Below are 23,353 nucleotides of genomic sequence, written 5' to 3'. Positions count from 1 at the left end.
CCCACGTGGCGTCAAACCCGGCTGCCCCAGAAGCCCCGTTCGTGCCGAGTCAGCGCAGCAGCGAGACCGAGGACGGCAAGATCCCGACCTTCGGCCTCGGCGGTCGGCGTACCGACGAGGGCCCCTGGGAGGAGTGGAATCCCACCGCGGACACCACTCGTCCGGTTCGCGGCCGGCACCGCGTCGGCAAGCAGCGCGGCGGAGGACTCGCCCGCAGTTCCACCGTTCTCGGCGTCGGCGTCATAGCCGCTGTCGGCGGGGCCGGCATGGCCACCGCGCAGACCGGCAAGCCGCCGGTCTCCATCTCCATCCCCGATCTGCCCTCCGTCGGCTCGCCCTTCACGCACGACGACTCGGACGACGAGCCCAAGGGCTCCGCCACCGCGCTCAGCAGCGTCGGCGTGACCTCCGAGGAGACGCAGCAGGGCACCAGCGACGCCGGCGAGGCCCTGCGCGCCCGCATCATCCTCCAGGCCGAGCAGCAGAAGGGCCAGGCCGAGGCCAAGGTCCAGCAGGCCGCCCAGGACGCCGCCGCGAAGAAGGCCGCCGCCGAGGCCGCCAAGGTGAAGCGCGAGGCCGCCGCGAAGGTCGCCGCCGAGAAGAAGAAGGTGGCCGACGCGGCCAAGGCGAAGCTGGAGGCCGCTCGCCTCGTCGAGCTCGCCAAGCAGTACACGCTGCCGACCTCCTCGTACACGATCACCTCGACGTTCGGCCAGGCCGGCTCGCTGTGGTCCTCCGGCTACCACACCGGCCTCGACTTCGCCTCGCCCACCGGCACGCCGATCAAGGCCATCCACAGCGGCACCATCACCGAGGCGGGGTGGAGCGGCTCCTACGGCTACCGCACCATCCTCACCCTCGACGACGGCACCGAGCTGTGGTTCGCCCACCAGTCGTCGATCAACGTCAGCGTCGGCCAGAAGGTCGCCACGGGTGACGTCATCGGCCGCGTCGGCGCCACCGGCAACGTCACCGGGGCCCACCTCCACCTGGAGGTGCACACCAGCAGCTCGGACAGTGCGGGGATCGACCCGATGGCCTGGCTGCGGAGCATGGGCCTGAACCCGTAGGAGAACCTCAGGAGACACGTACCCCGGTCTCTCCCCGGCAGTCCAGGCGCTCGCACTTCGGCGTCGGGGCTGCCGGTCCGGCTTTTACACGAACTTCGTGAACCGGCCGGAATCAGGGCCTCCGTGGCACGCGTTGACGATGAGCATGACTGCACTCCGCAAGCTCGGATCATCGGACCTAGAGGTCTTCCCGCTCGCCCTCGGCGGCAACGTCTTCGGCTGGACCGCCGACGAGACGCAATCCTTCGAGGTGCTCGACGCGTACGCCGCGGCCGGCGGCAACTTCCTCGACACCGCCGACTCCTACTCGGCCTGGATCGACGGCAACAAGGGTGGCGAGTCCGAGACCATCATCGGCTGGGGGTCCCCCCGGTCGAGCGAAGTCGAGAGTGGGGGAGGCTGAAGGCCGTGGCAACCGCGAGGACATCGTCGTCGCCACGAAGGTCAGCCAGCACCCCGACTTCCCCGGCCTGTCGGGCGCCAACATCAAGGCAGCCGCCGACGCCTCCCTGAGCCGCCTCGGCACCGATCACATCGACCTCTACTTCACGCACTTCGACCAGCCCGAGGTGCCCGTCGAGGAGATCATCGGCGCCCTCGACGAACTGGTGACCGCGGGCAAGGTGCGGTACATCGCCGCCTCCAACATCTCGCCCGAGCGGCTCCAGGAGTCCCTGGACTTCTCCGACCGCGAGGGCCTGGCCAAGTACGTGGCCATCCAGCCCCACTACAACCTGGTCTCCCGCGACACCTACGAGGGCCCGCGCCGCGACATCGCCTCCCGCACGGGCCTCGCCGCCGTTCCGTACTTCGCGCTGGCCTCCGGCTTCCTCACGGGCAAGTACCGCGCCGGTACGGCGGTCGACAGCCCGCGCGCGGAGGGCGCCGCCAAGCACCTGGAGTCGGAGCGCGGCAAGAAGGTCCTGGCCGCGCTGGACACCGTCGCGACGGCACACGGGGCGGAGGTCGCCACGGTCGCCCTGGCCTGGCTCGCCGCCCGGCCGACGGTGGCCGCCCCGATCGCGTCCGCCCGCACGGTGGACCAGCTCCCGCCGCTGCTCGCGGTCGCGGAACTGGAACTGACGGAGGCGGAGATCGCGAGCCTCACGGCCGCTTCGGCGTGAGCGTCGCCCGACGACCGCCGGACAGGCCCTAGGAGCGGTACGGGTTGTAGGCCGGGTACGGGTCGTATACGGGGCGGTGGTGGCTGGGGCTCGGAATGTGGCCGAGACCGGGGCTGAGGTTCTGGCTGTACGAGGGGTACGGCGTCGTCGGTCCGTACCCGTACCCGTACTCCTGTCGGCCGTACGGCGGCCAGGTGACCGGCGGGGCGGGAGCCGGGGCCGGTGCGATGGTGCGTGCCGCGTGGTCCAGGGCCGGGCGCGCCACCGCCCTGCGCTGCCACAGCTCGCCCAGCAGCTCCTGCTCCCGGACGACGAAGTCGGCGCCCGCCCGGCCGAGGCGCCCCCGGTGGCGCAGGAACGCGAGTGAGGTGGCGTACGCCTCGTACTGAGCCACCTCGCGCGCAGCCGGCCTGCCCAGGTGGCGGCGGGCGTACTCGCGGGCCAGGCGGCGGGCGCGCATCGAGCCCAGGGCGTACGGCTCGGCCGGGGCCAGCCAGCCTGCCATCGCGTACGCCGGCAGCTCGGCGCGCACGGTGCGCAGTTCGCGCTGGCGGGTCCAGATGACCAGCCAGGTCAGCAGCCCGAAGGCGGGGACCATGAACGCGGCGTACACCGCGAAGAACCCGTAGTCCCCGAAGGTCGACGAGCTGTTCCAGAAGGCGTGCATGCTCATCGCGAGCAGCAGCCCGGACAGCGGCAGCAGCACCCGGCGGACGTGCTGGCGCTCGCCCGACAGCGCGGAGATCCCGAAACCGATGCCGGTGAGGACCGTGAACAGGGGGTGCGCGAACGGCGACATGACGATCCGCACGAAGAAGGTCGCCGCGGTGACCGAGGCGATACCGCTGTCCCCGGTGAGCTGGTCGGTGCCGAAGGCGGTGCCGAGATAGAGGATGTTCTCGGTGAAGGCGAAACCGGTGGCGGTGACCCCGGCGATGACGACCCCGTCGACGATCCCGGTGAAGTCGCGCCGCCGGAAGAGGTAGATGAGCAGTACGGCGGCCGCCTTGGCGGACTCCTCGACGATCGGCGCTATGACCGTGGCCCCGAGGGTGTCCGCGCCGGACGGGTCGGCGGTGGCCGTCGCTATCCATCTGGTCGCGAAGCTGTTGGCGACGATCGCTATCAGGGCCGCCGCGCAGGCGCCCCAGGCGAAGGCGAAGAGCAGGTTCCGCCAGGGCCCCGGCTCGACCCGGTCCAGCCAGCGGAACGCGGCGACGAGCAAAGGCACGGGAAACACGGCGAGCCCGAGCCCGACCAGGAACCCCTCGGTGCCGGTCTGTTCGCGGACCAGGGCGAGGATGACGAGCCCGGAGAGCGCGAGCAGGCTGGTGAGGGCGCCGTAACGCACCCAGGACCGCTGCCACCAGTGAGCGTGCCGCAACGCCCCGCCGACGGGACCGTCGGTGGGGCCGCTGGGCTGCGTCGGGTACGGGGGAAAGGTGGCCACGGCATTGACCCTAACGAGCGAGGGACGCGGCCCGCGACGATGCGGGAGGGTATGGGGGGTTCCAGGAGTGGTCCAGGAGCGATCCAGGAGCGATCCAGGAGTGATCCGGGAGCAGTTCAGGCGTGCTCTACGAGTGCTGTACGCGGCGGAACAGCAGGTCGTTCACGACATGACCCTTCTCAAGTCCCTGGCCCTCGAAACGGGTCAGCGGCCGGAACTCCGGACGTGGCGCGTAACCGCCCCCGGCCCGGGTGTTCTCGAACTCCGGGTGCGTGCTCAGTACATCGAGCATCTGCTCGGCGTACGGCTCCCAGTCGGTCGCGCAGTGCACGACCCCGCCGGGGCGCAGCCGGTCGGCGACCAGGTCGAGGAACTCGGGCTGGATCAGCCGTCTCTTGTGGTGCCGCTTCTTGGGCCAGGGGTCGGGGAAGTAGACGCGCAGGCCGTCGAGGGAGTCGGGGGTGAGCATCTCGCGGAGCAGGATCACGGCGTCACCGTTGGCGACGCGGATGTTGGTCAGTCCGTGCTGGTCGGCGAGATTGAGCAGGTTGCCCTGGCCCGGGGTGTGCACGTCGACGGCGAGGATGTTGGTACGGGGATCGTCGGCAGCCATCCTCGCGGTGGCCTCGCCCATCCCGAAGCCGATCTCGAGTACGACGGGCAGGTCGTCCCCGAACAGCTCGCCGAGGCGCAGAGCGCGGCCGTCGATGTCGAGGCCCCACTTGGGCCACAGCCGCCGCAACGCGTCGTCCTGCCCGGCGGTGACCCGGCTGCGCCGGGGCTGAAAGCTCCTGATCCGCCGCTCGAAGTGGGACCCGGCGGGATCGGCCTGCGGCCCACCGGGAAACCGGGGCGCACCCTTGGCCCGGACGGCAGCGGGCGTCGGCTCGGGGGCGGGGGCGGAGTCGGGAGAGGAGTCAATGGAGTCAGACACAGTGCGGCCGATTTTATCCCTTGGGGCGTTTCCCACTCACCCACTCACCCACTCACCCACTCACCCACCCACCCACCTACCTGTTCACCGCATCCCAGGTCGCCTCACCGACCCAGCACACTCAATGCCCGCCGGGCCACTTCCCGCCCGATCGGCAGCGAAGCGGTCGCCGCCGGCGACGGCGCGTTCAGGACATGTACCGCCCTCGCACCCTCCCGGATGAGGAAGTCGTCGACCAGCGTCCCGTCCCGCAGCACCGCCTGCGCCCGTACCCCCGCAGCCGCAGGCACCAGATCCGCCTCCGTCACCACCGGCAGCAACCTGCGCACGGCCCGGGTGAACGCCTTCTTGGACACCGACCGGCGCAGCTCCCCACCCCCGTACCGCCAGTGCCGTGCCGCTATCCGCCACGACCCCGGCCACGCCATCGTCGCCGCCAGCTCCCGCACCCGCACGGTCCCCCAGCCGTACCCCTCCCGGGCCAGCGCCGGTACGGCGTTCGGCCCGATGTGGACGCTGCCGTCGATCCCCCGGGTGAGATGCACCCCGAGGAACGGGAACGCCGGATCCGGCACCGGATACACCAGCCCCCGCACCAGCTCGGGCCGCGCCAGGGTGAAGTACTCGCCCCGGAACGGCACGATGCGCATCCCGGGATCGTCGCCGGTCAGCCGGGCCACCTCGTCGCAGTACAGCCCGGCGCAGTTGACCAGCACCCGCCCCCGCACGACCTCGCCGCCGCCCGGTCCCGCCGTGCGCACGGCCACCCCGAGCTCCGGCCGCCGGTCGACCTGGACGACCTCGGCCCCGTACCGGATCTCCGCCCCGGAGGACTCGGCGAGCTGCCGGGCGACCGCCACGTAGTCGCACACGCCGGTCGTGCCCACGTGTATGCCGGCGAGTCCCTGGACCTCCGGCTCGTACTCCCCGATCTGGGAGGGGCCCAGCTCCCGCACCGGAATGCCGTTCTCCCGGCCGCGCTGGACGAGGGCGTGCAGCCGGGGCAGCTCCTCCCGCTCCGTGGCGACGATCAGCTTGCCGGTGACGGCGTGCGCGATGCCGTACTCCGCGCAGAACTTGACCATCTCGGCGGCGCCCCGCACCGCGTACTCGGCCTTGAGCGAGCCCGGCCGGTAGTAGATCCCGCTGTGGATGACACCGCTGTTGCGGCCCGTCTGGTGCCGTGCCGGGCCCGACTCCTTCTCCAGCACCGTCACCCGGGTGCCCGGAGCGGCGCGCGTGATCGCATACGCCGTCGACAGACCGACGATCCCCCCACCGATCACCAGCACGTCACAGTCGTAAGCGATTCCACGCGTCAGCTCCACCGCACTCCACCTCCTGCTTTCGATAGTGCACTGCGCCACTGACACTCGCTTCAAACGCAGTCACTTCAAACGCAGTCACTTCAAACGCAGGAGGAGAGCACGCAGGAGTAGAGCATGCTTCGGACGCCGTGGGTTCTCTACGCCGGAGTCATCAGCAGAGGCCGGGCCCGTTCCCGCAACTCCACCACCCGCGGCTCGTCGCCGTAGGGCTCCAGCCGGTGCAGAAGATCCCTCACGTACTCGGTGGTGCGCACCGAGGAGATGCGCCCCGCGACCTCCACCGCCCGTACGCCCTGCTCGCATGCCGCGTCGAGGTTGCCCGACTCGAGCTCGGCGACCGCCGAGACGACCAGCCGCAGTCCGTGCGAGCGCACGAACTCCTCCGTCGGCTTCGACAGTGCCTGCTCCGTGAAACGGCGGACCTGGCGCGGTGCCTTCAGGTCGCGGTAGCACTCGGCGGCGTCGGCGGCGAAGCGGTCGTAGCCGTAGAAACCGAGCCAGGACGGGTCGTTGTCGCCCTCGCGGGCCCGCTCCAGCCAGCCCTCCGCGGAGCGCAGGGCCGCGCCGGCCGCGTGGGCGTCACTCGCGCGAGCGTGGGCCCGTGCCTCGACCAGCCGGAAGAAACTCATCGTGCGGGCCGTCGCGAGGCCCCGGTTGCGCTCCAGGGCGGCCTGGGCGAGGTCGACGCCCTCGTCGCCGAAGCCCCGGTAGGTGGCCTGCAACGACATCGAGGCCAGTACGTACCCTCCCAGAGGCACGTCCGCCGCTGCCCGTGCGAGGCGCAGCGCCTGGATGTAGTACCGCTGTGCGGCCTCCTGCTGGCCGGTGTCGAAGGCCATCCAGCCGGCGAGGCGCGTGAGTTCGGCGGACGCCCCGAAGAGCGCGCGTCCCACCTCGTCGGAGTACGACCCCAGCAGCAGGGGAGCGGCCTCCACCCTTAAGCACTCGGGCACCATCGACGAACGCCAGTCGCCGCCGCCGTACTTGGAGTCCCAGCGCCTGGCGTCCTCCGCGGCCTCCCGCAGTTTCAGCACATCGCTGTGGCCGACTTTCAGCGGTGCCCCGGAGCCCTCGGAGGGGTTCGCGTCGCGTGCCACCGAGCTGTCGGCCGGGGTTATCAGCCACCGTGAGGCAGGCGTTGCGTATGCGCTCACTGCGAACGATCCGGCGAGCGACTGCCAGATGCCGCCGGAGCCGGCGCGGCGGCCCGCGAGGTCGAGGCGGTAGAGGTCGGTGGCCGAGCGGACGGCCTGTCCGACGTCCCTGGGGAAGGCGAGGCCCACTTCGGGCGCCGGATCCGCGTCCGCCAGGCCGATCTCGTGGAGCGGCACCGGGCGGCCGAGCTTCTGGCCGATGGCGGCCGCGATGAGGTGCGGCGCGGCGCCCTGCGGCACCATGCCCTTCGACACCCAGCGCGCCACCGACGTCTTGTCGTAGCGAAGAGTCAACCCGCGTTGAGCGCCAAGGTCGTTGACGCGACGTGCGAGTCCTGCGTTGCTGATTCCCGCGAGGGCGAGAACGGCGCCGAGTTTTTCGTTCGGCCCGCGTTGCTCCCTGGACATGCGCCACCCCTCGACACAGACGGCTGCCGCGCTGGCATAACCATGCGGCATTCGTAAACCCAGCGTAGTTCGCCGCATCCCAAGCGTTAAGGGGCATTGTTCCGGATGGCGGGATTGTGGTCCGTACGGAAGTTCTGGGGATGTACGCACGGTTGCGACGTGCCCCCGACGTGTGGCCGTGCGCCTGTCCGTGCGCTCTTCTCCGGCCATGGCGGGAGCGCTTCCATGGATCCTGCGTGGGTCGGCCCGCTGTACTGGATCCAGTGGGCTGGGGGACACCGCCGCCTACATCCCCGCGGGCGGCGGACCGGTCCGGGAGGCGAACTCCGCCTCCCGGACTGTGCGTGGGCGCTGCACTCCGCAGAGCCTGTACGGAGCGTGCGCGAGCCTGCCTCCGCTTCGCCAACTTGGCCGAAAACCGATCCCGCCATACCGGGCCGATTACCCCTCTCACCATGGAAATTGAGGGCGCGTGGGGCGTCTTGGGGGAGCGTAACGGGGGCGCATTCAGGTCGCAGGCGTGGCGCGGTCGCGCCGTGAACTCCCTGCTCGACGGGTTGTGAACTTTCCTCCCGGGTCCGGCGATCCCCTGATCCGAACGCCGAAGTCTCGTGCCCAGAACCTCGAAATCCCTTGATCCGCGCGTGCGTTCGGGCTCGGGCGGGCATGTTCCAGGGGGTGCACAGGAGTTCGCAGGGGCGCACTTCGGGGAGCACAAGCGGCTCTGCCGTCCCTCCGAGGCGCGTCCTTCATGGCAGCATGGTGCCGAGTTCGTACGGTGCACTGGTTGTCCACAGCCTGTGGAGGCGTCGATGCGGTGGTTGGTGGGATGGAGCAGCACCGCAGCTGTGGCCGCCAAGTACGGGACAGGGAACGGCGGTTACGCGGCCGGCAGCGCAGGAGTCGGAACCGGGTCCGGTGCCGGGTCCGGTGCTGGGTCCGGAGCCGGATACGCGGCGGGGGCGACCGGCTACGACGGCGAGACGGTGCACCCGGTCGGCTCCCAACTCCTCTGGGGGGACCCCGATCCGCTCTGGGCGGTCGGCGACTGGCGCCCCGACGAGGTGCGCGTCGTGCGGGCCGACGAACAGACCCGCATCGCGGTCCTGGGCACCTGCGGAGCCACCGACGAGCAGCTGCGGGTCGCGCTGTTCGCCGCCCGCGGAGGGGCACTTCGCCATCTGACGGCCTGGCCCGGCAGCTACACGGCGATCGTCCAGGTGGGGCGCCGGCTCATGGTCAGCGGCGACCTGGCGGGCGCGCGCCCGGTGTTCTACACCCCCTGGGCGGGCGGCACCGCCTACGCGACGGCGGCCCTCCCGCTCGCCGACCTCATCGAGGCCAACCTCGACTTCGGCCACCTCGCCGCCCTCCTCGCGGCCCCGGACGTACCGGCCGCGCTGCACGACTCGACCCCTTACGACGGCGTACGCCGCATTCCGCCCGGGCATGCGCTGATCCTGCGCGCCGGGGCACGGGAGATCGCCGGGTACGAACCGGTCGCCTCCCTCGCGGTCGCGGCGGCCTCGGTGGACCCCGACCGCGCGGTGGACGGCGTACGGGACGCCCTGGTGGAGGCGGTACGCGTCCGGCTCTCCGCTCCTCGCCATGTGCCCGAGTCCGCCATGGATCCCGGGCCCGTGCCCGGCATGGGCCCCGCGGAACGGCGTGCCGCGCGCGGAACGCCCGTACCGGGGATAGGAGCCGATCTGTCCGGCGGCCCGGCCTCGGGGACACTCGCGCTCCTGGCGGCGGGCCTGCCGGGCAGGCCGGGGACGCTGCTGGGGCACGGCACGGGCGCGGGGGAGCGGCTCGTGGCGGTGACGTTCAACGACCTGGTGGTCGGCGGGCGCGAGGCGGAACTGGAGCGGGCGGGCAACCTGGCGGCGAACCCGCGCCTGCATCACGTGGTCGTGGCGGGCGGCGAGGACGTCCTCCCGTACGCCGACCTGGAGGGCCCGCTGACCGACGAACCGGGCCCGTCCCTGGTCACGGCGGCCAGACACCGGGCCCGGCTGGCCTCGGGCAGCGCCGACCACTTCGCCGGCTACGGCGCCCGACAGGTACTGGACGCCCACCCCGCCCGCCTGGCCGACCTCCTGATGGACCGCAAACGACGCCACCTGGTCCGCCCGGTGGCCGCGCTCGCGAAGGCCGACGGCTCGGTGATGGTCCCCGCGCGCGTGTACGGCGCCGCCCGCAAGCTCTCCCGTACGCCCTACCGGGCCGGTATCCAGAACCTCGCCGACCGCCTGATGCAGCGCCAGTTCGACGAGCCCGGCGGCGCGGTGGGTGCCTCACTCGCCGCGCTCACCTGGGCCAGACCCGGCCCGGCCGCGCGCTGGCTGACCGGCGAGGCCCTCGCTGAAGTATCGGTTCGCCTGAACTGGGCGACGGACCGCGCGGGCGCCGGCGTAGGCCCCGGCCAACGCCCCGGCGACTTCCGCGCGCGGGCGGCACTGACCCGCCAGGCGGCGGACGTACGCGTCCTGGAGCAGGCCGTCGAGATCCGCTTCCAGCGCCTGCACACGCCCTTCCTGGACAACCAGGTGGTACGAGCCTGCCGAGCCCTCCCTGAGGCTCTGCGCGTCCAGCCCGGAGCCCGGGCATCCATCCTCCGTACGGTCCTGGAAGGCGCCGGGGTTCCGGACCTGCCCCCCGGCTGGGGCGCACCGTCCCACGCGTCGGCGACCGCGGCGTCACGGACGGGCCTGCGCGTGTCCGTGGACTCCCTGATGGCCCTGTTCGACACGCCACTGCTCGCGGAGGCGGGCCTGGTGGAGGCGAGAGTGGTCCGCAAGGCCCTGCGAGGCGCCGCGGAGGGCGAACCCCTCCCCCTGGACGGCCTGGCGGACCTGGTCTCCCTGGAGGTATGGCTACGCCGCCTCCTCTCCCGCCGAGGCACCTGCTGGACCGGAACCCCGGCCCGCCAACGAGCCGTACCGTCGGGAATCACCCCCCAGCGGGGCGCGTTGGGAGCGGGGGCGGGGGCACACCGGGGGTGAGGTTGCCTCACGGGGCCTCGCGTTTCCCACCCACCTGCCCGTTTGGCGGCAGCCCCCAGGGACGGGTAAGGGCGGCGGGGGCGAGAATAGGCCGGTGCGGTACAGAATCCTGGGCGTCACCCAGGCCGAGGACGACCACGGCACCGCCATACCCATCGGCGGCCCCCGCCTCCGCGCCCTCCTCACCGCCCTGGCCCTCCGCCCCAACCGCACCACCAACCCCGAAACCCTGATCGCCGAGATCTGGGCGGACACCCCGCCCAAGGACGCCCTCGCAGCCCTGCAGGCCCTCATCGGCCGCCTGCGCCGCACCCTCGGCAAGGACACCATCACCTCGGACCCCGGCGGCTACCGCCTGGTGGCACCCCAGGACCACATCGACCTGCACGTCTTCGAACACCTCGTACGACAGGGCAGGGCGGCCCTGGACCGCGCCGACCCCGCGACCGCCGCCCGCATCCTCTCCGAGGCCCTCGCCCTGTGGCGCGGCCCCGCCCTGGCCGACCTCCCCGACCGCACCGCCGCGACCCGCCCGGAGGCCCTGCGCCGCGAGGCGACACGCGCGCGCGTGGAGGCGGACCTGAGACTCGGCCGCGCCCACGACGCCGTACCGGAGTTGCGGGAACTGACGGAGGCCCACCCGTACGACGAGCCGCTGCACGCCCTCCTCATCCGCGCCCTGCGCGACACGGGCCGCAGCGCGGACGCCCTGGCCGCGTACGAGACGGCACGCCGAACCCTGGCCGACGGCCTGGGCACGGACCCGGGCCCGGAACTACGAACGCTGCACAAGGAATTACTGACACAGCACCCCCACCGCAACAACACCAGCACCAGCACCAGCGACAACAAAAACAGCAGCCACAGCAAAATCACCAGCAACATCCGGCCCCGTCTGACCTCTTTCGTCGGCCGGGAACCCGAGATCGAAGCCATCCGTTCGGATGTGCACAGGACCCGTCTCGTCACCCTCATCGGACCGGGCGGTTCCGGAAAGACCCGTCTCGCCGAGGAGGCCGCCGCAGGCCTCCCCCAGGCGTGGCTCGTCGAGCTCGCCCCGCTCGACCGGCCGGAGGCGGTACCCGGCGCGGTGGTCAGTGCGCTCGGTCTGCGCGAGACCGTGCTCAGGACCACCGAACTCACGACCCCGCAGGACGACCCGCTCGCCCTGCTCATCGAGTACTGCGCCCCGCGCAGCCAACTCCTGCTCCTCGACAACTGCGAACACGTCATCGACGCGGCGGCCGAACTCGCCGAAACCCTGCTCACGCACTGCCCCGGGCTCACCATCCTCGCCACCAGCCGTGAACCCCTGGGCGTCCCGGGCGAGTCGGTGCGCCCGGTCGAGCCCCTCCTCCCCGACCCGGCCCGCCGCCTCTTCGAGGAGCGCGCGGCGGCCGTACACCCCGATGCGGACACCGCCCTCCGCGACACCGCGGCGGTGGAGGAGATCTGCCGTCGGCTCGACGGACTGCCCCTCGCCATCGAGCTGGCCGCCGCCCGCCTGCGGCTGCTCACCCCGCGGCAGATCGCCGACCGCCTCGACGACCGTTTCCGCCTCCTCACCTCCGGAAACCGCACGGCGCTGCCCCGCCAGCAGACCCTGCGCGCAGTCGTCGACTGGTCCTGGGACCTGCTCGACGAGCGGGAGCGGACGGTGCTGCGCGAGGTCTCCGTGTTCGCGGGCGGCTGGGACCTCACCGCCGCGGAGGCGGTGTGCACCGGTCCGGTGGCCGACCTGGTGGGGGCGCTCGTCGACAAGTCCCTGATAGTCGCGACCCCGCACGAACGCGCCGACGACGGCACAGCCGGTATGCGCTACCGCATGCTGGAGACCATCCACGAGTACGCCACCGAGCGCGCCGCGGAGGCTCCCGGGCCGCGTGCCGCCGTCGAGCTACGGCACCGTGCGTGGGTCCGAGCGCTGGTGGAGAAGGCCGAACCGTTGCTCCGCTCCGCCGAGCAACTCCCCTGGATCGCCCGCCTGGAGACAGAGCTGGACAACATCCGGGCGGCCCTCGACCGCACGATCAAGGAGGGCGACGAGGAGGAGGCCACTGCCCTGGTCCTCGCGATGGGCTGGTTCTGGTGGCTGCGCAACTACCGCCGGGAGAGCGTGGAATGGCTGACCCGGGTCCTGAAGCTGAGCACAGGGCCGGCCCGATCGACCCTGTCGAGCGAGACGGACGAATGGGCGAAGGTGAATGCCCGGCGCATGAACCTCCGCATGCTCCACATCTTCCTGACCGTGGACGCCGACCCGGCCACCGTCCCCCACGACGAGCTCTGGCACCGCCAACTCGTCGAGGCCCGCGCCTATTTCGAGCGCGGCGGCCCGGAAGCGGCCCGGCTGCCGGGCATCGCCTGGCCGTTCACCTTTCTGTCCAACCGGCTGGGCGTCGACGGCCCCGACGGCCCCGACGGAGTGGACGGCCCCGGCGACACGGCGAACAACCCCGCGGCGACCGCCGCGGCCGCCCTGGACTCGGTGATCGCCAACTGCCGTATCCACGGCGGCGACTGGGAGGTCGCCGTGACCCTGATGTTCCGTACGCATCTGGTCGTCGACTCGGCGGGCGGCCTGCGCGGCCCGCGCGTCGACGACGACCTCGCGGAACTGCGCGTGCTCAGCCGGCGCGTCGGCGACCGCTGGGTGCGCGCCCAGGTGTGCAGCGCGGCCGGGGAGGCCGCCATGTCGCGCGGCGGCTTCGAGGAGGCCAAGCGGGAGTACGCGGAGGCGCTGCGGCTCGCGCATGAGGTGGGCGCCCATGCCGAAGCACCGTTCCTCATCGCGCGGCTCGCCGAGATCACCTACCGCGAGGGCGACCGTGCCGGCGCGCTGACCGCCCTGGACGAGGCGGGCGCGGCGGCCGAGCGTTACGGGGTCGCGGACTCCCGGGCGTTCGTCCTGCTGCTGAGGGCGCAGATCGCGCTGGACGAGCGGGAGGTCGCTCGCGCGCGTGCCCTGTGCGACCAGTCCCGCGTGGAGATCGCGCACGGCACACCGCCGCCGCAGTTCATGGCGGGGCTGAACGCGATGGACGCCCTGATCACGGCCGAGGAACGCGGGCCCGAGGAGGGAGTGGCGAAGCTGACCGTCACCCTGCGAGAGGCCGTGGCCCAGCGCTGCGCCGAGGTGATCACGGCGGCGCTCGCGGACAGCGCGGCGAGACTGCTGGCCGAGCTCGGCGACCTGCCCCACGCGGCCCGTCTGCTCGCCGCCTCCGACAACTGGCGGGGCGACCAACCACGCCCGATGCCGGACCGCGCGCGGGCCGAGGAGACGGAGGCCGCGGCCCGCAGGGCCCTGGGAGCGGAACGGTACGAGTCCGAACGTACGGCCGGATCGGAACTCACCCCGGACGACGTGCTCGACCTGCTCGACGAACTCGCCCACCGGTAATCACCACCCGCGACCGAACGCACCCCCATCACCCCCATCACCTCCGTCAGCGGCACATGAACCTGGACTCCGCCCAGTCCGCGAGTGCCACCGAGTCGAACGCCGAGTGAGGTTCCACGACCAGGCGGATCGTCTTGCGCCCGGTGAGGTCGACGTGGACGGGTACCGCCCCCTGGCCGCCCTGGATCAGCTCGGACCGCCACATGCGCTGCCCGTCGGCGAACACCGAGAAGCGGACCTGGCCGAGGCCCATCGTCATGTCGTCGACGCCGACCAGGGCGTCGTACGAGGCGCAGTCGCGGTTGAGATCGATGGTGACCGAGGACTCCCCGTGGACGGTCACCCCGTGCTCGTACTGCTTGTCCCCGATCGACACCCCCCACCGCTGCCACACCCAACTGCTCTCGCCGAGCCGCATCTCGGGCTTGGTGCCGTCGCCGGTGATGCCGTACTCCAGCTCGTTCCACTGGTAGTCGGCCGGGGCGGGCGGCGCCGGGGGAGGAGGCGGCGTCGGGGTGGGAGTCGGGGCAGGTGTCGGGGTCGGGCTGGGTGTCGGAGTGGGGGTGGGGCTCGGGGTGGGTGTCGGGGACGGAGTCGGGGTGGGGCTGGGTGTCGGCGTGGGGGTGGGCGCCAGGGCCGGGACCACAGCCGGGGGTGCCGGTTCGGGTTCCTCGTCGGGCGGCGTCGGGCTCGGGGTCGTCGTCGGCGCCGCGGGCCGGACCACCGGCACGGACGGGGCCGGCTGTGCCACCGGCTTCTTCGGGACCTGGTCGCCGGCCAGCGCGAACACCACCGCCGCGATCCCGACGGCGACGACCCCCGCCGCGATCCCCGCCTTCAGCGGCGCGCCCAGCCCCTCCGAGGCCGCCGCGCCGCCCCCGGCCCCGCCGGACGACGAGCCGCTCGCCGCGGCCGCCGCGCCGCCGACGCCCACTGCGCCCGCCCCGGCGCCCCCGGCGACCAGCGCGGCCACCTTGGCGTACCCGGCGGCGCCGAACCAGCCGATGACCGCGATCGGCACGACAGCGGGGATGCCGCTCGCGACCTCCTTGATCTGGCCCGCTGCCAGCCGGCACTTGGCGCACTCCTCCAGGTGCTTGCGCAGCCCCCGTTCGGCCCGGCTGCGCAGCCCGCCGCGGGCGTAGGCGCCGAGCCGGTCGGCGTAGCGGGAGCACTCCTCGTCGGTGGTGAGGGTGGTGCTGACGTGGGCCTGGAGGTAGGCCTGCTTGAGCCCTTCCCGGGCCCGGCTGGCGAGCACGCGCGTGCCGTTGGCGTCGAGCCCGAAGAGGGTGGCGACCTCGCTCGGCGACTCGTCCTCGACCTCGGTGTGCCACAACACGGCCTGCCAGCGCTCGGGCAGCGACCGGAACGCCTGCATGGCCATGGACTGTTCGGCCTCGTGCATCGCGCGCACGTCGGCGCCCAGGTCCAGAGTGTCGGTGTCGGCAGACATCATGGGCATGGCGGACATCTCCGAGCCGCGCGCGGCCTGCGCCGCGAACACCGCGAAGTCGTCGACCAGTTGCTCACGCCTCGCCGACGTCGTCCAGTTCGCGGCGACCCGGCGGACACTGGTGAGCAGATAGGCGCGTACGGCGTACTCGGGGCCGGAGCCGCCGCGCACCGCCTGGAGCATCCGCGCGAACACCTCGGCGGTGAGGTCGTCGGCGGTGTGACCGTCACGGCAGCAGGTGCGCGCGTACCGGCGTACGGCGTCGGCGTGACGCCGGTACAGCTCCTCGTACGCCGTGTCGTCGCCCGAGCGCATCCGCCCGATCAGGTCGGTGTCGGAGGGCGGCAGTTCGATGGGCGGTGGCAGCACACTGTCCGCGCGGGGCGGCAGCAGGCTGCCCCCGCGCTGTGCCGGGACGCTGCCTTCCACCGGGTCGTCGAGGTACTCGGGGTATCCGGTGTTCTCAGGGTTCTCGGGGTGTTCCGGACCGTCCACCGAGCCGCCCAGGTACTGAACGCCGCCCTGAGCTCCGCCTGACCCGCCCTGGTTCGGCACCTGTGGTGAGGTCAGCCCGCCGCCGGCCTCCGGGTCACCGTCACCCGGTGATCCGTCCCGCCCGTCAACGCTCATCGCGGAAAGCCCCCGCTGCCTGCACAGCTGCCTGCACATCGAGTCCCGAACACCGGGTCAGAGTGCCATATTGGCTTTTGTTCAGGACACCTGGAACGAACCAACCACTCGTCCGTGGGGACTTCCCGCACCGAGGTACTAGCGTTCACCCGAACGGGGAATGCTCAACCGGCGCTCCCCGCAGGGGAGTTGGCTGCCCCGCCCGAAATATTCGGGTTCGTTGTATTCGGGTTCGTTCGATCACAGAGGCCGCGACCGCAACCCCTCCAACAGGATGTCCAGCAGCCGTGAAGAGGCCGCAGCCTGCTGCGCGGCGTCCGGCAGCGAGGGCGCCGCCGTCGCGATCACCAGCAGTACGTCCGACACCGACACGTCCGGCCGCAGCGCACCCGCCTCGCGCGCCCGGTCCACGAGCCGGCCGACCACGTCGAGCAGCGCCACCGCGCCCGCGTCGTCCGCCAGCGCAGCCGCCGCGGCGTCGTCGGACACCAGTCGCAGTTCCCCGGGACCGAGACCGCCACCCGCCGGCTGGGCCCGCTGCTGCGGCACCCGCGCCTCGTCGAGACCGAGGCCACCGGAGTCACCAGAACCACGGGAGACACCAGAACCACCGGAGTCGACGGAACTGTCGTCGTCGGCGACGCCGACCCGCAGTATCTGCGGCGGCAGCAGCCGCCCGGCGCCCGAGGCCACCGACGTCCGCAGGAAGCGCGACAGCGCCGACCACGGCTCGTCCTCCTGGCCGAGCGCCGCACGAGCCTGGTCGGTCAGTCGGGAGGTCTCCTCCTCGGCTATCCGCCGGACCAGGACGTCCTTGCTCGGGAAGCGCCGGTACACCGTGCCGACACCGACCCGCGCGCGTCGTGCCACGTCCTCCATCGGCGCGCCGTATCCCAGCTCGCCGAAGACCTCACGTGCCGCGCGCAGTACGTGTTCCAGATTGCGCTGTGCGTCCACGCGCAGTGGCGCCGTACGCGATCCCTCGCCGCGTCCGTTGCCTGCCGCCGCGCTGACCGGTCCGCCTGGTGCGATGGCGGACGCGGATGACCAACGAGAATCCTGAATGTGCATAATGTTCCCCCGGTAATGACGTCTCCCCCCGGAGACTCCCCGCCATTGGCAGCCGGAGCGTGCGGAACAAGCACTGAACACGGGTCCACCCGTCGCGGAGCGGACCCGAAAGAGCGCATCCCCCTACACCCCGTCGACCTACGAACATAGTTGAGCGACGGTCAATTCAGAAGGGGCGCGTTCCGCACAGGGGGCCGCCCGATCGGAGTATGCGCCGCTTACGTCCCGGTTGCGCCCCCTCCTGTCACCCGGCTCACACTCGCTGACCTGGGGTTGTGCCCTGCACGCCGACGATGGGGGCAACGTTGTTGCCCGCTGCCCGAAGGTCACACAAATTGCCGGGCCTGTGGACAAACGCGAGCGGTGGGTGCGTCATGGGATGGTGAAGGAACGTGCGCGCATTCTCGTTGTCGGCGGCGGCTACGTCGGTATGTACACGGCCCTGCGCCTCCAGCGGAAGCTCCAGCAGGAGCTGAAACGGGGCCAGGTCGACATCACCGTCGTCACTCCCGACCCGTACATGACCTATCAACCGTTCCTCCCGGAGGCGGCCGCGGGCTCCATCTCGCCTCGCCATGTCGTCGTACCGCTGCGCCGGGTCCTCGACCGATGCAGGATCGTCGTCGGCGAGGTCACGGCGATCGACCACGCCAAGCGCACCGCGACCGTCACCACCCTCGCCTCCGCGGAAGAGGGAACGGGCGCCCAGCAACTGACGTACGACGAACTCGTCCTCGCCCCCGGCTCCGTCTCGCGCACCCTGCCGATCCCCGGCCTCGCCGAACACGCCATCGGCTTCAAGACGGTCGAGGAGGCCATCGGCCTGCGCAACCACGTCATCGAACAGATGGACATCGCCTCCTCCACCCGCGACCCCGCGATCCGCGACGCGGCCCTGACCTACGTCTTCGTGGGCGGCGGCTACGCCGGTGTCGAGGCGCTCGGTGAGCTGGAGGACATGGCCCGCTACGCCGCGCGGTACTACCACAACGTCAAGGCCGAGGACATGAAGTGGATCCTCGTCGAGGCCTCGGGCCGCATCCTGCCCGAGGTCGGCGAGGAGATGGGCAAGTACACGGTCACGCAGCTGCGCCGCCGCAACATCGACGTACGCCTGGAGACCCGCCTCGACTCCTGCGCGGACCGGATCGCCGTCCTCAGCGACGGCGCCCGCTTCCCCACCCGTACGGTCGTGTGGACCGCCGGAGTCAAACCCCACCCCCTTCTCGCGGCCACCGACCTCCCGCTGAACGAACGCGGGCGCCTCAAGTGCACCGCCGAGCTGCGGATCGAGGGCACCACGCACGCGTGGGCGGCGGGAGACGCCGCGGCCGTCCCCGACGTCACGGCCGCGGAACCCGGCAAGGAGACCGCCCCCAACGCCCAGCACGCGGTCCGCCAGGCCAAGGTCCTCGGCGACAACATCGCCCACTCCCTGCGCGGCGAACCGCTCGAAACGTACTCCCACAAATACGTCGGTTCAGTAGCCTCCCTGGGACTCCACAAGGGCGTCGCACACGTCTACGGGCGCAAGCTGAAGGGCTACCCCGCCTGGTTCATGCACCGCGTCTACCACCTGAGCCGGGTGCCCACCTTCAACCGCAAGGCCCGGGTGCTCGCCGAGTGGGTTCTGTCGGGACTCTTCAAGCGGGAGATCGTTTCCCTCGGTTCACTCGAACATCCCCGCGCGGAGTTCGAACTCGCGGCCGGTGGGAAGCCTCCTCAGAACCTGAATCAGGACCCGAAGGGGTAGTCCTGACCGGATCCAGGAACTCCACCGACGCGGCCGGCGTCTGAAGGATGTCGGCCACGTCGGCCACCCTGCCAGACTGGTTCTCCACACCCTTGCCGCACCTCCCTTCCCGCCCCTTCTCCACCCGTCTCTACCCGCGAGGCTTTCCGTAAGTGCTGTATCTCCCGGGGAACGCCCCCTGTACCTCCGGCCGACCCGCTGCCGGCCTGTGCCGACAAACACGAGGCAAGGTTTCGTGAACTTCACGCGCTGGAGCGCCCGACTCCCCGGAACACAGCGCCGCGCCGCAGCGCGGACCGATCACACGATCACTCCGGACCGGCTGCCGGACCGACTCGGCGAGGGCACCGGCCCAGGCTCCGGCCCCGGCCCCGGCTCCGTACCCGCCGCCCGCGCCGAGCAGCTCGCCGACGGGGCGCCCTGCCTCCCCGCGGTCGACGACCTGCCCACCCGCAAGATCCTCGACCGCATCCCGGCTCTGGTCGCCATCGTCCACGGCCCGGACCACCGCATCGCGTACGCCAACGACGCCTACACGGCGGCCTTCGGCGTACGCGCGGAGGGCGTCCCCGCGCGGGACGCGGCCCCCGAGTTCGACGAACTGGGTCTGCTGCCCCTCCTGGACCAGGTCCTGCGCAGCTCCAAGCCCCGCACGCTGAAGTCCCGCAAGGCGCACAGCGGACGCTCGTACACGATCACGTGCACCCCGGTCGAGGCGACCGCCACTCCCGAAGGCAGTGGCGGTGTCCTCATCTTCGCCGCCGACGTCACCGACCACGCCGAGGCCGCCGAACGCCTGCGCGCCAGCGAACGCAGCCAGCGCGAAACCGCGGTGACCCTCCAGCGCTCCCTCCTCCCCCAGGAACTGGAGGAACCGGACGACCTCCGCGTCGCCGCCACCTACCATCCGGGCGGCACGGAAGCGGCCGTGGGCGGCGACTGGTACGACGTCATCACCCTCGGCGGAGGCCGCACGGCCCTCGTCATCGGCGACGTCATGGGGAGAGGAGTGCGCGCGGCAGCGGTCATGGGCCAGCTCCGTACGGCGGTCCGCGCTTACGCCCGCCTGGACCTCCCCCCGCACGAGGTCCTCCAGCTCCTCGACGGCCTCGCGATGGAGATCGACGCCAACCAGATCGCCACCTGCGTGTACGCCGTCCACGACCCGAACGAGGGCAAGCTGGTGTACGCCTCCGCGGGCCACCTCCCGATCCTCGTCCGCGACGAGAGCGGGGTCGTCCAGCGCGCCGACGAACCCACGGGCCCGCCCCTGGGCACCGGCGGCTGGATGCACGCCTCGGGCTCGATCCCGCTGACCCCGGGCTCCACGGCGGTCCTCTACACCGACGGCCTGGTGGAACGCCGCAACGAGGACCTCGACGAGGGCATCGCCGCCCTGGAACGCGCCCTGTCGGGCGCCACGGGCAGCCCCCAGGTCGTCTGCGACCGCCTGGTCCGCTCAGCGGGCGTCACTGCGGACCACGACGACGACGTGGCGGTCCTGGTCCTCCAGCACCCGGCCCGCACCGGCCCCGACAGCGACCTGTTCCGCAACGCGGCCCTGGAACTCCTGGGCGGCATCGAAGCGGCCCCACGCGCGCGTGCGTTCGCCTCGGGCGTCCTGACGAGCTGGCGCTTCCCCACCGAACTGCACGACGTGGGCGTCCTGGCGGCCAGCGAACTGGTCGCGAACTCCCTCCAGCACGGCACACCCCCGATGCGCCTGCGCCTGCGCCGCACCGACCGCCGCCTCATCGTCGAGGTGACGGACGGCGACGACCATCTCCCCCTGCGCCGCACCGCGGAACCCGGCGACGAATCGGGCCGGGGCATCGCCATCGTCGCGACGATCGCCACGAGCTGGGGCTCCCGCCGGACACCGGGCGGCGGCAAGGCGGTGTGGTGCGAGTTCGTGCTGCCGAACTCACCCCGTACTACGTAGCCGGCACCACGGACCCGGACTCCACCGGAGCCCCGCCCTGCGCGACAACCCGACTCCGCCGCGCCAGAGACGGCTGATTCTGAACGGGGGTCAGCTGCCGCCCCAGCCTCACGGCGAGGACGCTGATCCCCAGCGAGAACAGCAGGAACATCACGATGTACGGCCCGTGCAGCGAAGCCCCGAGCGGCCCGCCCACCGCCGGGCCGACAGCCAGCGCGAGCTGCTTCACCAGGGCGAACGCCGAGTTGTACTGCCCCGCCATCCCGTCCGGCGCCAGATCGGCCACCAGCGGCGCGACGGTCGGCGACAACATCGCCTCCCCGAGCCCGAACAGCGCGTACGTCGACACGAACGCGGCGGTCGCCATGGCCTGGCTGCCGTGCCCGAGCCCCGCATACCCGGCCACGCCCCACGCGACGGCCCAGAGGATCCCCACGGCCGCGATCACCCGTGACCGCTTCTGCCGCTCGACGAACCGCAGCACCGCGAACTGCGCGACCACGATCACCGCGGTGTTCGCCGCCAGTGCGGACCCGAGCGTGGACGTCGAAATCCCGGCCGCCTCGACCCCGTACGCACTCAGCCCAGACTCGAACTGCCCATAACAGGCGAAGAAAAGAACAAACCCCAGCACGCACAGCTGCACCATCGCCCGGTTCCCGAGCAACTGCTTCCAGCTGCCCCTGGCCTGAGCAGGAGCACCGTCGATCCTCGACGAACGAGGCATCCGTACGGTCGCCATGATCACGGCGAGCAGCAGGAACATCGCCGCCTCGATGGCGAACAGCAGGGTGAACGAGCCGACCTGGGTCGTGTCCACGAGGTGCCCACCGATGAGCCCACCGACGCCGAGCCCGAGGTTCTGCAGAAAGAACTGGGTGGCGAAGGCTCGCGACCGAGTCTCCGCCGACGAGAAGTCCACGATCATCGTCGCGAGCGCCGGCTGCATCACGGCCTGCCCGGCCCCCAGGGCCACGGCGGCAAGGAGTACGGCGGTCGCGTTGGCGGCGAGCCCGAGGCCCAGCGCGCCGACAGCGGCGGTGACCAGGGCGACGAGCAGCACCGGCAGCGGGCCGCGCCGGACGATGGCTCGCCCGGCGAACGGCAGCACGATCAGCGCCGCCACAGCGAAGACGGTGAGTACGAGACCCGCCGTCATGGCTCCCAGTCCCCGCACCTGCGCCACATAGACGTACAGATAGGGGACGGTGAAGCCGAGCCCGAACGCGCTGAGTGCGTTGCCCACATGGATCCGGCGCATCGCTGCGCCCATCGCCCTGGTCACTTTCACCTACCTTGATCGCGAAGTCGTACGCCTACTGAAAGAGTTAGGAGTGAAGACTTCGAAGCTAAAGTTAAGAATTGAACAGTACACCTCGAAGGACTTCGACACCAAGCGCCCGCATGGGACACTGCACACATGGGTGACACCCCCGCCGTCGGTGAGCCGACGCTCGATGAGCAGATCGCCGCCTACCAGCGCGAGTTCAGGGATCTCGACCCTCAGGTCGAGAAGATCGTCGCGGCCCTGGGCCGGCTGAACCGCCGTATGAACGTCGCGTACGGACGCCAGACCGCCACGCTCGGCATCAGTAACGCCGAGTGGGAGGTCCTCAAGGCACTGGTGCTCGCCGGCGCCCCGTACCGCATGGGCCCGAGCGACCTGGCGAAGCGGCTGGGCCTGACGCCGGCCGCGATGACCCACCGGATCGACCGGATGGTGACGGAGGGACTGGTCACCAGGGAGCGCGACGAGTCCAACCGGGTCCGCGTGATCGTGGAACTGACGTACGAGGGCCGCGAGAAGTGGCTGGAGGCGATGCGCCTGGCCACCGTCTTCGAGGAAGACCTCCTCCAGGACCTCTCACAGGACGAACGCGGCAGGCTCGGCGACGTCCTCACCCGTCTCCTGCGCCGCGTGGAGCACGCCCAGCCGGACGCCGGCGGGCGACTCAGCGACCTCGACTAAAGATCTTGACAGGGGTGGCCAGAGGGTGCTTGACATCCTCCTGCCCGATCCGTAAAGTTCTCCGGGTTGCCACGGGGCCGTAACAGTTCTGCGGCAGCACCTCCGCCGCAGTAGCGGCAACCCAAACCATCAGCACGATCTCCCAGCCGGGTTGATTTCGGTGTGCCCGAATTCAATTCGAATGGGGCTCGATGGAGCTCAGCGGCCCGATTGGGAATCGCCGAGACGATCCGCTAGGGTTTGAGACGTCGGAACGGCCCAACAGCCGGGAAGGCAAGCCCCACTGACTGGGAATCAGGCCCGAAACGGTCTGGTAGAGTCGGACTCGCCGGAAAGGGAAACGCGAAAGTGGAAACCTGGAAAGCACCGAGGAAATCGGATACGGAAACGGTCTGGTAGAGTCGGAAACGCAAGACCGAAGGGAAAGCCCGGAGGAAAGCCCGAGAGGGTGAGTACGAAGGAAGCGTCCGTTCCTTGAGAACTCAACAGCGTGCCAAAAATCAACGCCAAGTTTGTTGATACCCCGGCTCACGGGCTTTGTCTGTGGGTTGTGGTTCCTTTGAAGTAGTAAACACAGCGAGGACGCTGTGAACGGTCGGGCTTATTCCGCTTGACTGTTCCGCTCTCGTGGTGTGACCCGATTACGGGTTGACATTCAC

General features: G+C 71.2%; 13 protein-coding genes and 1 pseudogene. 7 read left to right on the top strand and 7 right to left on the bottom strand.

Translation table 11 applies throughout. The annotated features are described in order from the left end of the window. Positions 1-5: 5 nt before the first annotated feature. Positions 6-1,070 (top strand): M23 family metallopeptidase, encoded by a 1,065-nt coding sequence (locus G3I71_RS32510; RefSeq protein WP_164320259.1) that lies wholly within the window; start codon positions 6-8, stop codon positions 1,068-1,070. Between the two features lie 145 nt (positions 1,071-1,215). Then, positions 1,216-2,194, top strand: a pseudogene (locus G3I71_RS32505) (aldo/keto reductase). Between the two features lie 28 nt (positions 2,195-2,222). Here the strand turns inward: G3I71_RS32505 and G3I71_RS32500 are convergent. The 4 genes from G3I71_RS32500 to G3I71_RS32485 form a co-directional block, all read right to left on the bottom strand. Next, complete coding sequence (locus G3I71_RS32500) at positions 2,223-3,644, bottom strand: PrsW family intramembrane metalloprotease (protein WP_164320257.1); 1,422 nt, start codon at positions 3,642-3,644, stop codon at positions 2,223-2,225. A 127-nt stretch (positions 3,645-3,771) separates the two neighbouring features. Beyond that, a complete protein-coding gene (gene trmB, locus G3I71_RS32495; protein WP_164320255.1) occupies positions 3,772-4,578 on the bottom strand; it encodes a tRNA (guanosine(46)-N7)-methyltransferase TrmB in 807 nt (268 codons plus the stop codon). Positions 4,579-4,682: 104 nt separating this feature from the next. Further along, complete coding sequence (lhgO, locus tag G3I71_RS32490; protein WP_164320253.1) at positions 4,683-5,906, bottom strand: L-2-hydroxyglutarate oxidase; 1,224 nt, start codon at positions 5,904-5,906, stop codon at positions 4,683-4,685. A 137-nt stretch (positions 5,907-6,043) separates the two neighbouring features. Then, a complete protein-coding gene (locus G3I71_RS32485; protein WP_164320252.1) occupies positions 6,044-7,468 on the bottom strand; it encodes an MFS transporter in 1,425 nt (474 codons plus the stop codon). An 812-nt stretch (positions 7,469-8,280) separates the two neighbouring features. Between G3I71_RS32485 and G3I71_RS32480 the strand changes: the two genes are divergently transcribed. Continuing rightward, complete coding sequence (locus tag G3I71_RS32480) at positions 8,281-10,473, top strand: asparagine synthase-related protein (RefSeq protein ID WP_164320250.1); 2,193 nt, start codon at positions 8,281-8,283, stop codon at positions 10,471-10,473. Between the two features lie 94 nt (positions 10,474-10,567). Beyond that, positions 10,568-13,876 (top strand): BTAD domain-containing putative transcriptional regulator, encoded by a 3,309-nt coding sequence (locus G3I71_RS32475; protein ID WP_164320249.1) that lies wholly within the window; start codon positions 10,568-10,570, stop codon positions 13,874-13,876. Between the two features lie 46 nt (positions 13,877-13,922). Here the strand turns inward: G3I71_RS32475 and G3I71_RS32470 are convergent, their stop codons facing one another. Both G3I71_RS32470 and G3I71_RS32465 read right to left on the bottom strand, forming a co-directional pair. After that, positions 13,923-15,959 (bottom strand): sigma-70 family RNA polymerase sigma factor, encoded by a 2,037-nt coding sequence (locus tag G3I71_RS32470; protein ID WP_164320248.1) that lies wholly within the window; start codon positions 15,957-15,959, stop codon positions 13,923-13,925. 240 nt (positions 15,960-16,199) lie between these two features. Then, positions 16,200-17,030 (bottom strand): TetR/AcrR family transcriptional regulator, encoded by an 831-nt coding sequence (locus tag G3I71_RS32465; RefSeq protein WP_164320246.1) that lies wholly within the window; start codon positions 17,028-17,030, stop codon positions 16,200-16,202. A 379-nt stretch (positions 17,031-17,409) separates the two neighbouring features. Here G3I71_RS32465 and G3I71_RS32460 point away from each other — a divergent pair, with 379 nt between their 5' ends. Further along, complete coding sequence (locus G3I71_RS32460) at positions 17,410-18,783, top strand: NAD(P)/FAD-dependent oxidoreductase (protein ID WP_164320245.1); 1,374 nt, start codon at positions 17,410-17,412, stop codon at positions 18,781-18,783. Positions 18,784-19,018: 235 nt separating this feature from the next. Beyond that, positions 19,019-20,725 carry a SpoIIE family protein phosphatase gene (locus G3I71_RS32455; RefSeq protein ID WP_164320243.1) on the top strand — a complete coding sequence of 569 codons (1,707 nt, stop codon included), beginning with the start codon at positions 19,019-19,021 and terminating at the stop codon, positions 20,723-20,725. Here G3I71_RS32455 and G3I71_RS32450 read toward each other — a convergent pair. Continuing rightward, complete coding sequence (locus tag G3I71_RS32450; RefSeq protein ID WP_164320431.1) at positions 20,718-21,998, bottom strand: MFS transporter; 1,281 nt, start codon at positions 21,996-21,998, stop codon at positions 20,718-20,720. The two genes, G3I71_RS32455 and G3I71_RS32450, sit on opposite strands and share 8 nt — an antisense overlap. Positions 21,999-22,145: 147 nt before the next feature. Here G3I71_RS32450 and G3I71_RS32445 point away from each other — a divergent pair, with 147 nt between their 5' ends. Continuing rightward, positions 22,146-22,694, top strand: a complete 549-nt coding sequence (locus G3I71_RS32445; protein ID WP_164320241.1) for a MarR family winged helix-turn-helix transcriptional regulator — start codon at positions 22,146-22,148, stop codon at positions 22,692-22,694. Positions 22,695-23,353: the final 659 nt, after the last annotated feature.

This window comes from Streptomyces sp. SID12501, assembly GCF_010550245.1.
Taxonomy (GTDB): domain Bacteria; phylum Actinomycetota; class Actinomycetes; order Streptomycetales; family Streptomycetaceae; genus Streptomyces.
This window is presented reverse-complemented; position numbering and strand designations above follow the sequence as displayed.